Annotated in this window: 11 protein-coding genes; 7 read left to right on the top strand and 4 right to left on the bottom strand. The window is 73.9% G+C overall.

Features of this window, described 5'->3' with window-relative positions:
* The 3 genes from AC1DP1_RS23060 to AC1DP1_RS23050 form a co-directional block, all read right to left on the bottom strand.
* On the bottom strand, positions 1–1,215 hold a 1,215-nt coding region (locus AC1DP1_RS23060), incomplete at its 3' end, for a phytoene desaturase family protein (RefSeq protein ID WP_477508826.1).
* Between the two features lie 20 nt (positions 1,216–1,235).
* Positions 1,236–1,826 (bottom strand): DUF4126 domain-containing protein, encoded by a 591-nt coding sequence (locus AC1DP1_RS23055; protein WP_477508825.1) that lies wholly within the window; start codon positions 1,824–1,826, stop codon positions 1,236–1,238.
* 13 nt (positions 1,827–1,839) lie between these two features.
* The gene (locus AC1DP1_RS23050; protein ID WP_477508824.1) at positions 1,840–2,313 is read right to left on the bottom strand and encodes a YbaK/EbsC family protein; all 474 of its coding nucleotides are present in this window, start codon (positions 2,311–2,313) and stop codon (positions 1,840–1,842) included.
* Between the two features lie 48 nt (positions 2,314–2,361).
* Here AC1DP1_RS23050 and AC1DP1_RS23045 point away from each other — a divergent pair, with 48 nt between their 5' ends.
* The 7 genes from AC1DP1_RS23045 (at position 2,362) to AC1DP1_RS23015 (ending at position 10,359) form a co-directional block, all read left to right on the top strand.
* On the top strand, positions 2,362–2,829 hold the full coding sequence (locus tag AC1DP1_RS23045) for a hypothetical protein (RefSeq protein ID WP_477508823.1): 468 nt from the start codon (positions 2,362–2,364) through the stop codon (positions 2,827–2,829).
* A 224-nt stretch (positions 2,830–3,053) separates the two neighbouring features.
* Positions 3,054–3,404 carry a DUF6504 family protein gene (locus AC1DP1_RS23040; protein ID WP_477508822.1) on the top strand — a complete coding sequence of 117 codons (351 nt, stop codon included), beginning with the start codon at positions 3,054–3,056 and terminating at the stop codon, positions 3,402–3,404.
* Positions 3,405–3,413: 9 nt separating this feature from the next.
* Positions 3,414–3,845: an SAV_6107 family HEPN domain-containing protein gene (locus AC1DP1_RS23035; protein WP_300045369.1), complete on the top strand. Its 432-nt coding sequence runs from the start codon at positions 3,414–3,416 to the stop codon at positions 3,843–3,845.
* Between the two features lie 12 nt (positions 3,846–3,857).
* Positions 3,858–7,769, top strand: a complete 3,912-nt coding sequence (locus AC1DP1_RS23030) for a DNA polymerase III subunit alpha (protein ID WP_477508821.1) — start codon at positions 3,858–3,860, stop codon at positions 7,767–7,769.
* Between the two features lie 85 nt (positions 7,770–7,854).
* Positions 7,855–8,634 (top strand): class I SAM-dependent methyltransferase, encoded by a 780-nt coding sequence (locus AC1DP1_RS23025; RefSeq protein WP_477508820.1) that lies wholly within the window; start codon positions 7,855–7,857, stop codon positions 8,632–8,634.
* Between the two features lie 24 nt (positions 8,635–8,658).
* Positions 8,659–9,828 carry a DNA polymerase IV gene (gene dinB / locus AC1DP1_RS23020; protein WP_477508819.1) on the top strand — a complete coding sequence of 390 codons (1,170 nt, stop codon included), beginning with the start codon at positions 8,659–8,661 and terminating at the stop codon, positions 9,826–9,828.
* Between the two features lie 93 nt (positions 9,829–9,921).
* On the top strand, positions 9,922–10,359 hold the full coding sequence (locus tag AC1DP1_RS23015; RefSeq protein WP_477508818.1) for a DUF3040 domain-containing protein: 438 nt from the start codon (positions 9,922–9,924) through the stop codon (positions 10,357–10,359).
* Between the two features lie 290 nt (positions 10,360–10,649).
* Here AC1DP1_RS23015 and AC1DP1_RS23010 read toward each other — a convergent pair.
* Positions 10,650–10,891: IS30 family transposase (locus AC1DP1_RS23010; protein ID WP_477507862.1), on the bottom strand; the 242-nt coding region annotated here is incomplete at its 5' end.

Genomic DNA, 10,891 nt, shown 5'->3' with positions numbered 1-10,891 from the left:
GGCCAGCACGCCGGCGATCGGCGTCCGCGGGCCGAGCCGCGCGCGGGCCGTGCGGGGACCCTGCCACTGCACGCCGTGCGGCGAGCCGCCCCACGCCTCGACGAGGTCGGCCGGCGTGCGGTCGACGCGGGCGACGACCTGTCTGCGGACGTCGAGGCCGTGGCGCGCCAGCGCCGTCAGGACGTCCTCCGCGATGAGGCCGCGTGCCAGCACCGTCCACGCCGCCGCACCGTCGGGCGCCCGGCCACCCGTGCGCACCACCAGCAGCGGGTCTCCGTGAAGCACCACCTCGTGGGGCAGGTCGGGCACTTCGCCCTCGAGCCCCACGTGGCACACGACCGGCGGGAAGGCAGGCATCGTGCGCCGGACGTACGACGCGAGGGCGGGCAGCCGCCGCGGGTCGATCGCGACGACCACGTGGTCGGTGTCGACCTCGCCGACCGCGGTCCGGACCGCCGCGACCCGGCCGTCGCGCACGACGAGGTCGGTCGCCGGAGTGCCGGTCAGCACGGTGACGCCCCGCAGCGCGAGGCGGTCGGCCATCGCCACGCCGAGGGCGGCGAGCCCGCCGGGGACGGTCCACGACCCGAAGCGCTGCTCGAGGTAGACGTCGACGCCGGCGAGCACCGGCGCCCGGCGCAGGTCGTGGCCGTCCATGACGACCCGGTGGCCGGCGAGCAGCCGCAGCCGCTCGTCGTCGAGCGACCGACGAAGCCGCTTGTGCAGCGACTCGCGCCGGTCGAGCATCGCCACGAGCTCGCGTGGCGCGACGTCGGGGTCGTAGGGCCGCTCGTACCACTCCTTGCGCAGCAGCTCCCACAGCTCGCCGTACGACGCCACGTGGTCGACCCACTGCCGGCCGAGGCCCTCGCCGAGGGACTCGACGGCCGCGAGCTGGGCGGCTCGCGAGCCGCCGGGCAGCCGTACCGTCGAGCCGTCGGCGAAGCGGTGCTCGCGGACCAGGTCGAGCGGCTGGAGGTCGAGCTCGCGCTCGAGCGGGCGGCCCGACTTCCGGAACAGGTCGCGCACGACCGCCGGCAGGAGCGTCGTGGTCGGCCCGGCGTCCCACGCGAAGCCGTCGTGCTCGACCGTGGTCAGCGCGCCCCCGAGATGCTCGGCACGCTCGAGGATCGTGACCGCGTGCCCCAGCTTGGCCAGCCGGGCAGCGGCCGCCATGCCGCTGAAGCCACCTCCGACCACCACCACACGAGCCACGGGGGAACCCTAGGCGTCCGCTAGGTCGCCCGCTCGACGGGTTCCTTGTTCTTCCAGCGCCGCCAGCCGCGGCGCACCAGCCGGGTGAGGACCAGCAGCAGGCCCAGGCCGGTGAGGAGCAGGACACCGGCGATCGCGGCGGCTGCCTGCGGGTGCTCGAGCGAGAACCACACCACCCCGAGCACGGCGGCGTCCTCGGTGAGGCTGGCCCCGATGTTGGTCACCGGCTCGGGGGAGGAGTTGATGGCCAGCCGGCCGCCGGCCTTGGCCAGGTGGCTCAGGAGCGCGGTGCCGCCGCCGACGACGCCGAGCACGGCCTGGTCCAGCGAGGCGGCGTCGCCGGCGAGCAGCACGCCGATGACCGCGCCGACGGTCGGCCGGATCGCGGTGGAGATGGCGTCCCAGGTCGAGTCGATGTAGGGGATCTTGTCGGCGACGAACTCCATCGCGAACATGAAGCCGGCCGCGGCCAGCACGTCCCAGCGGCCGAGGGCGTCGGGGATGTCGGCGTAGGAGCCGACCCGGTCGGCGATGCCCAGCACCAGCACGACGAGGTAGGCGTTGATGCCACTTGCCCACCCGCTGGAGAAGGTGAGGGCCAGGGCGTCCATCAGCGGGTCCCCATCAGTCCACCTCGACCTCGACCGCGCCGGTCATCGCCACCAGCTCGTCGTACGACGTCGAGAACACCGCGGCGGGGTGGCCGGCCGCAGCCCACACGACGTCGTGCCGACGCAGCCACGGGTCGATCCAGGTGCGGATCGGCGCCGGGTGGTCGATGGGGGAGACGCCGCCGATCACCTGACCGGTGTGGCGGCGCACGAAGTCGGGGTCGGCACGCTTGAGCCGGGTCACGCCGATGCGGTCGGCGACCGACGCCGTGTCGACGCGGTGGGCACCGGAGGTGAGGATGAGGACGGGCTCGCCGTCACCGTCGAAGAGCAGGCTGTTGGCGATGGCGCCGACCTCGCACCCGAGCGCCGCCGCGGCGAGTGCCGCAGTGTGGGCGCTGTCGGGCAGGATGACCACGTCACCGGCGCCGCCGCGCCGGGTGAGGTCGCCTCGAAATGAGGTGATCGATGCGTGCTCGGTCGACATGATGCGAGCCTAGCGACGAACGACGACGAGCCTCAGGGGGACTTCAAGATGGCGCGCGACCTGCCGGGATCCGTGGTCAACAGCATGCGAGTGCTCGGACTGATCGTGGCCACGTCCGGCGTGATCACGCTGCTGATCTGGCTGATGCGCGACGACGTCATCCTCGGCTGGGCCAAGGGCAACCCGTCGGCGCAGGAGATCCTCTCCCAGGGCGGCATCGAGCTGCTGCGCGACAGCCCCATCGTGCCGGGGTTCGTCGCCCTCTCGGTCGTCGCGTTCGTCGGCTTCACCCTGCTGGTGCTCGTGCTCGGCTCCTTCTTCGTCGGCGGCTACGGCTGGACCCGCCCGGTCCTCACCGCCACCGCCGGCGTCGGCGTGCTGGTCGGCGTGGTCGGCCTCGACAACAACCTCCCGGTCATCTTCGTGGTGCTGTCGGCCCTGGTGATCGTCGAGGGCCTGGTGCTGTCGTTCTTCCTCTGGCAGCGCGAGACGACGGCCTACCTGCGTCGGGTCTGACGTCCGCCCGGCGCGTCCGCCGCGCGGTCCACTCCCGTCGTCCTCGGGCTCCGTCCTCGGGCTCCTTCCTCGGGAGTCGCGTCAGCCCTTGACGGGCTGTCGGTGGGGGGGAGTACCGTTCTGGTTGTTCGAACATGTGTTCGATGCGACCCGGGTGGCGGTGACCTCGACCCCCACCGTCCCCCGGGTCGGCCCCGGGGTCGACGGATGTGCGAGGAGGCGCGATGAGGCAGTACGACGACCCCGTCGAGGTGCGACGAGGCGAGGCGGAGGACCCCGACCAGTTCCTGTGGCGGGGCAGGTTGTGGAAGGTTCGCGCCGTCGTCGCGCACTGGGTGGAGACCGGTCCCTGGTGGCAGGGGGCGTCGGACGGCGGGTCCGACGGCGGGCACGACGCCGCGGAGTCGAGGACGATCACCGACCTCGTCGCCGAGCGCGAGCTGTGGCGGGTGGAGGCCGGCCGCGGGATCCAGGGCGGGCAGCAGCAGTCCGGCGACCAGCAGTCCTACGGCGTCTTCGACCTCTCCTTCGACTGGACCGAGGGGCGCTGGCAGCTCGTCGGGTGCCTGGACTGAGGGCCGGCGATGACCTCGACGACCAGCCCCGGGCCCTCCGTCGGACCCCACATGCTCCCCGCCACCTCGCACTCCTACCTCGAGCGGTCCGCGACGTCGCTGCGCGACTCCATCACGGCGCGCGACGTGCCGACTCGTTATGCCTGCGCCCACGTCGCGGCGCTCTGCGCCGCGGCCGCCCTGCTCGCTGCCCGGGCCCGCCCGGCTCCGCGGGGCCGCCGGCAGAAGAACGCGTGGGTCCTGCTCGCCGAGGTGGCTCCCGAGCTGACCGAGTGGGCGAGCTTCTTCGCCGCCGGTGCCGGCAAGCGCGCCGCCGCCGAGGCCGGGTCCACCCGGGCCGTGACCGAGCGGGAGGCCGACGACCTGGTGCGCGACGCCGACCGGTTCCTCGCCGTGGTCGAGCAGGCGCTCGGCCTGGTCCCGCACGCCAGCGTCGCCTGAGGGCGGGGCGAGGTGTCGTCAGACCCGTTCGTCCACCTCCACGTCGCCTCCGGGTTCTCCCTGCGATACGGCGCGTCCCACCCCCACGTGCTCGTCCAGCGGGCGGTCGAGCACGGCATGGACACGCTTGCCCTCACCGATCGTGACGGCACCTACGGCGCGGTGAAGTTCGTGGGCGCCGCCCGCCGGGCCGGCGTCCGGCCGGTGCTCGGGGTCGACCTCGCGGTCGCCCCGACCACCGACATGGCGATCGGGGGCGCGCCGACCGGGGGAGGTGGGCGCCCGCCCCGACGTCGTACGCCGGTGCGCGGGGGCGTGTCCCGCGACCCGTCACCACAGCAGGGGGGCGGCGCCCGCGTCACCTTCCTGGCCATGGGCCGGGCCGGCTGGGCGGCCCTGTGCCGGATGGTGTCCTCGGTCCACCTGTCCGGGGAGCGCGGGCGACCGGTCGCAACGCTCGACCTGCTGGCCCCCCACCTCGCGGGCGGTGACGTGCTCGTGCTGCTCGGGCCGTCCTCGGAGCTGGGCGCGGTCGCCACCCGGCGCCGCGACGACCTCGGCCCGACGGTGCTGGCGCCGTGGCTCGCGGTGGTGCCCCGCCCCAACCTGGTCGTCGAGCTGGTGTCCCACCGGCTCGGCGGCCGCGGGGGCGCCTGGGGACCGGGCACGTCGGCCCACGCCGCGCGGATGGCCGGCCTCGCCCGCCGCGCCGGCCTCACGACGGTGCTGACCAACGCGGTGCGCTACACCGACCGGCTCGACGCGCCGACGGTCGACGTGCTCGACGCGGCCCGACGACTGGTGCCGTTGGGCTCGGCCGGGCTGCGCGACGTCGGTCCCGACGGCGCTCGCGGCAACGCCGAGGGGTTCCTCAAGTCCGGCAAGCAGATGCACGAGGTGGCCGACGAGATCTGCCGCCTCGCCGGGCTGGGCGACAGCGAGCAGGAGGCGAGGCGGTTGCTCGCCCGCACGCGGGCGGTCGCCGACCGGTGCGCGCTCGACCCGCGCACCGACCTCGGCATCGGCGAGGTGCACTTCCCGGAGCTCGAGCTCCCCGACGCGGGCCCGCACCGCACGGCAGACGCGCTGCTGCGCGCCCGCTGCGAGGCGGCGATCGGCTGGCGCTACGGCACCGGCCCGAGGATGCGGGTCTGGAAGCGGCTCGACGACGAGCTCGAGACCATCCGGACCCTGGGCTACGCGTCCTACTTCCTGACCGTCGCCGACGTCACCGACCTGATCGGCGAGATGGGTGTCCGTCGTGCCGCGCGCGGGTCCGGCGCCGGCAGCCTCGTCAACTACCTGCTCGGCATCTCCGGGGTCGACCCGATCCGCCACGGCCTGCTGATGGAGCGGTTCCTGTCGCCGCTGCGTGCCTCGCTGCCCGACATCGACGTCGATGTGGAGTCCGCCCGGCGCGAGGAGGTCTACCGCGCGATCCTCGACCGCTTCGGCGGCGAGCGGTGCGTCACCGTCTCGATGATGGACACCTACCGGGTCCGCCACGCGGTACGTGACGTCGGCGCCGCCCTCGGCATGCCGCCGGGGGAGGTGGACGCGATCGCCAAGGCGTTCCCCCACGTCCGTGCCCGCGACGCCCGCTCGGCGCTCCGCGACCTGCCCGAGCTGCGGGCCAGCGGGCTCGGCGACGGCGCGCTCGACCGCTTCTTCGGACTGGTCGAGCGGCTCGACGGGCTGCCGCGCCACATCGCGATGCATCCCTGCGGGGTGCTGCTCTCCGACGTGACGCTGCTCGACCGCACGCCCGTCGAGGCGTCCCACGCCGGGTTCCCGATGAGCCAGTTCGACAAGGACGACGTCGAGGAGCTCGGCCTGCTCAAGCTCGACGTGCTCGGCATCCGGATGCAGTCGGCGATGGCCCACGCGGTCGCCGAGGTGCGCCGCGTCGACGGGGTGCACGTCGACCTCGACGACGAGGCGCAGGTGCCGTTCGACGACGCCACGACCTACGACCTCATCAGCAGCGCCAAGACCCTGGGCGTCTTCCAGATCGAGTCACCCGGACAGCGCGAGCTCGTCGGCAAGTCCGGCATCGAGACCTTCGACGACATCATCACCGACATCTCGCTGTTCCGCCCCGGGCCGGTCAAGAGCGACATGATCACGCCCTACCTCGAGGCCAAGCACGGGTGGCGGGACGTCCACTACCTCCACGACGACCTGCGCCCGATCCTCGAGGGCACCCGCGGCGTGGTGGTCTTCCACGAGCAGGTGATCGAGATCATCGCGACGTTCGGTGGTGTCTCCTACGCCGAGGCCGACGAGAAGCGCCGTGCACTCGGGAGCACCGACGGGATGGCCGCGACGAGGACGTGGTTCCTCCCGCGCGCCCTGGGCCAGGGCTACGACCTCGCGCTGGTCGAGCGCATCTGGACGGTCCTCGAGGCGTTCGCGTCGTTCGGCTTCTGCAAGGCCCACGCCGCCGCGTTCGCCCTGCCGACCTACCAGTCGGCGTGGCTCAAGGCCCATTGGCCGGCGCACTTCCTCGCCGGGGTGCTGACCCACGACCCGGGCATGTACCCCAAGCGCCTGATCCTCGACGACGCGCGCCAGGTCGGGGTCGGCGTGCGGGGGCTCGACGTCAACGCCAGCGCATCGGCCTACGTCGTGGAGCGCGCCGACGACGACGCCGACGGACCCCGGAGCCATGCGATCCGGCTCTCCCTCACCGACGTCAAGGGCATCAGCGCCGCCGAGGTGGCCCGCATCGTCGAGGCACGCGGGGGCGGCCGCTACGCCTCGCTGTCCGACTTCTTCCACCGAGCCCGGGTCTCCCGGCCGACCCTCGAGCGGCTGGTGCTGGCCGGCGGGTTCGACGGGGTCTACGGCATCGCGACGGGCGAGCAGGCCCTCGACCGGCGTGGTCGGATCACGCGGCGCGACCTGCTGCTGCAGGTCGCCGAGCTCGACCTCCATGCGCGTCTGGTCGACCGGGCCTCGCGGGCGCGCGGTCGGGGCCTGACCAGGCGGAGCGCGCCGTCGACGGCTGCCACTGCTGCGACCGACGCCGCTGCCCGCAACAGCACCGACCCCGCGGTGCGGGACGGCTCAGGGTCGACGGAGCGGCACGCGCTGGCCGAGGCCGGCGTCTGGGCGCGTGCCTCCGCGCAGTCGCGGGCGACGCGGCCGGTGGTCGAGGCCGAGTCGGTCCAGCTCACGCTGGAGCTCGGTGACGAGCCGGGCCGGCCGGGGGAGCGGACGACCGGGTTGCCGGAGATGACCACGTGGGAGCGGATGCGCGCCGAGCTGGAGATCCTGGGTCTCGACGTCAGCCAGCACGCGGTCACTCCCTACGCCTCGCTCCTCGATGCGCTCGAGGTGACCCGCAGCCGCGACCTGCTCCGCCGGCGCAGCCGGTCCGAGCTGCTCGTGGCGGGGGTGAAGGTCGCGACCCAGACGCCGCCGATCAGGTCGGGGCGGCGCGTGGTGTTCCTGACCCTCGACGACAGCACCGGCCCGGTCGACGCGACCTTCTTCGAGGACGCCCAGGGGCCCTACGCCGCGACCGTGTTCTCTTCCTGGTTGCTGCTCGTGCGCGGCGAGCTGCGGCGCACCGGCCGCCGGGGCGTCTCGCTGCGCGCCACCGGTGCCTGGGACCTCCCCGCGCTGCACGCCCTCTGGCAGCGTGCCCGCACCACCGACGAGGCGCTCGAGCAGGTGCGCGTCGAGCTGGCCCGACGACCCGACCCCATCCAGGAGGGCGCGGGCGAACCCGCCGAGCGGCGGACCCTCCTCCACTCCAGCGGCTTCCGGCTCTCGCCCTACGCCGACGTCGCGCCGGCCGGTGACCCCGCCCGCGACGTCGGGCGCAAGCTCGGGGCGGCCCCCGGCGCCGACCCCCGGGTCGGAGACCAGGCCCCGTCGCGCACCCTGTGGCATCGGAGTCCCGGGAGCCCCGGATGAACGCCGCCGGCGCTACGACACGCCGCCCGTTCTGCGCGTGCGGCCGCAGCGGGGCCCCGCACGCCGAGCCACTAGGGTTGCGTGCATGGCCCAGCCGACCGCGAGCTCCTCTGCCAGCGAGCGCCGCCAGTCCGTCCGCACCGGCGTGGTCTGGGAGGGCGTACGCCGCCTCCTCGAGTCCGGCGACGCGACCGACGGGCGCCAGGCCCGCATCGTCGACATCGGCGGAGGCACCGGCGGGTTCGCCGTCCCGCTCGCCGAGCTGGGCCACACCGTGCAGGTCATCGACCCCAGCCCCGACGCCCTCGCCTCCCTCGACCGGCGCGCCCGCGAGGCCGGCGTCGCCGACCGGGTCACGGGCCAGCAGGGCGACCTGTCCGACCTGCCCGACCTCGCCGACGAGGCCGACCTGGTCCTGTGCCACGGCGTCCTCGAGATGGTCGACGACCCCGCGGCCTCCCTCGCCTCGATCGCCGACGTGCTGCGTCCCGGCGGCCACCTCAGCCTGCTCGTCGCCCAGCGGCACGCCGCCGTCGTGGCGCGCGCCATGGCCGGCCACTTCCAGGCCGCCCGCGAGCTCCTCGAGGACGCGCCCGGCGGCTCGGCCGGTCCCGCGTCCGGCGGCTCGTTCGGGCGCGGCGGGCGCCGGCTCACCCACGACGAGGTCGTCGACCTCCTGGCCGGCGCCGGTCTGCACCCCGAGTGGGTCCACGCCGTCCGGGTCTTCGCCGACCTGGTGCCGGGCAGCCTCCTCGACCTCGAGCCCGGCGCCACGGCGGCGCTGGTCGAGCTCGAGAAGGCCGTGGCCACCCGCCCCGAGTACCTCCCGCTCGCTGCCCAGCTCCACGTGGTCGCGCGCCGCTGACCGTCGCCCCGACGGGGGCGGGCGATGACCGAGACCCCGCTGCTCCACGTCGACATGGACGCGTTCTACGCCTCCGTCGCGCTCCGCGAGCGCCCTGACCTGGTCGACCAGCCGGTCGTGGTGGGCGGCAGCGGTCGAGGCGTGGTGCTGGCCGCCAACTACGTCGCCCGCCGCTACGGCATCCGGTCGGCGCTGCCGATGACCCGCGTCCGCCGCCTCTGCCCGCACGTCGTGGTGCTCCCGCCCGACTACTCCACCTTCACCAGCGTCTCCGCCTCGGTGATGGAGACGTTCCGCGACGTCACCCCGGTGGTGGAGGCGATGTCGCTCGACGAGGCGTTCCTCGACGTCAGGGGGTCGACGCGACGCCTCGGCACCCCTGCCGAGATCGCCGAGCACCTGCGCGCGACGATCCACGACGAGCAGGGCATCACCTGCTCCGTCGGGGTGGCGGCGTCGGTGTCGGTGGCCAAGGTAGCGAGCCGGCGTGCGAAGCCCGACGGCGTGGTGGTGGTGCCTCCGGCGGAGGTCACCTCGTTCCTGCATCCCCTGGAGGTCGGCGAGCTCTACGGCGTGGGGGAGAAGACGCAGGCACTCCTGAACCGCTTCGGCCTGGTCACGGTCGGCGACGTCGCCCACACCCCGCTCCAGACCCTCCAGCGTGCGCTCGGCGACCACCTCGGTCGCCAGCTCCACCACCTGGCCTGGGGCACCGACCGCAGCGACCTCACCCCGACGGCGGGTCCGCACGAGCCCGAGCGGTCCATGGGGGCCGACGAGACCTTCGCGCGCGACACCGACGACCGCGACGTGATCGTCCGCGAGCTGCTGCGCCTCTCGGCCCGCGTCGCCGGACGGATGCGCGCGGCGGGAGTGGCCGGCCGCACCGTCACCCTCAAGGTGCGGTTCGCCGACTTCACCACCATCACCCGTTCGCGCACGATGGCGGAGGCCACCGACGTCACCGTAGAGGTGCACCGCGCGGTGACCCGTCTCTACGACGCGCTCGGGCTCCAGCGTGCGCGCCTGCGACTGGTCGGCGTACGGGTGGAGGGACTGGTGCCGCGGGCGACGGTCCACCGGCAGCTCGTCCTCGGCGAGCCGGAGCACGGATGGGCCGAGGCCGACCGTGCAGTGGACCGCGCGACACGGCGGTTCGGGGCGGCGGCAGTCCGTCCGGCGAGCCTGGTGTGACGTCCCGCTCCTTCCCCGGGGGTGAATTTTCCGGGGACGCCTACCGTAGGTGGTGGCGGGTGCCTAGACTTGCCCCAGAGGTGAGGAGGAAACGTGGAGCTCTCCGAAGAAGAACTGCGAATGCTCGAGCAGATGGAGCGCGCCCTCGTCGAAGAGGACCCCAAGCTCGCCTCGACCTTGCGCGGCACCTCCTTCCAACGAGCGGCACGCCGCCGGATGATCCTCGGCGGGGTGATCCTCGTCGTCGGCATCGGCCTCCTCATCGTCGCGGTCCTGCTCGACCTGACCGCCGTCCTCCAGACGATCACCGGCGTCCTCGGCTTCGTGGTGATGCTCGCCGGCGCCATCCTGGCCCTCACCTCCGCGCGCAGTCCCGGTCGCGCGACGCCCAAGGTTCGCGCCTCGGGCCGCACCGGGTTCGGCGTCGTCGACGGCGGTCGCCCGCACCGCCCCAGCCGCCAGCGCTCCGGGGGCCACTTCATGGAGCGCATGGAGGAGCGGTGGCGCCGTCGCCGCGAGCGCGGCCTCTGACCACCTGATCGCACCCCGTCGCCCGGTCCTCGGACCGGGCGTTCGTGCGTCCGCAGCGCGTCACGCGCCGTCGGGGCTCGCCGTACGAGCGGTGGCTGAGCCACGTTCCGGGCGAGCCGAATGTGGGTGGCGCACCGCCCACGGGCGTGTCGTCCGGTGGCTCGCCGTACGGGGCGGTGGCTGAGCCACGTTCCGGGCGAGCCGAATGTGGGTGGCGCACCGCCCACGGGCGTGTCGTCGAGGGCTCGCCGTACGAGCGGTGGCTGAGCCACGTTCCGGGCGAGGCGGATTCAAGCGGTGGATGCAACACCGGTTGGTTTTGGTGGGTTCGACAGTAGTTCGTCGAGTGCCTGTGCCGGTGTCTTCCAGCCGAGGGTCTTGCGGGGTCTGCGGTTGAGCTTGGCGGCGACGTGGTCGAGGTAGTCGAGCTGGTAGACCGACAGGTCGGTGCTTTTGGGGAAGTACTGGCGCAGCAGGCCGTTGGTGTTTTCGTTGCTGCCGCGCTGCCAGGGCGAGTGGGGGTCGCAGAAGT

Source organism: Nocardioides sp. P4_G10, from assembly GCF_056401175.1.
The sequence above is the reverse complement of the archived record's forward strand: the minus strand, read 5'-3'. Positions and strand labels throughout refer to the sequence as shown.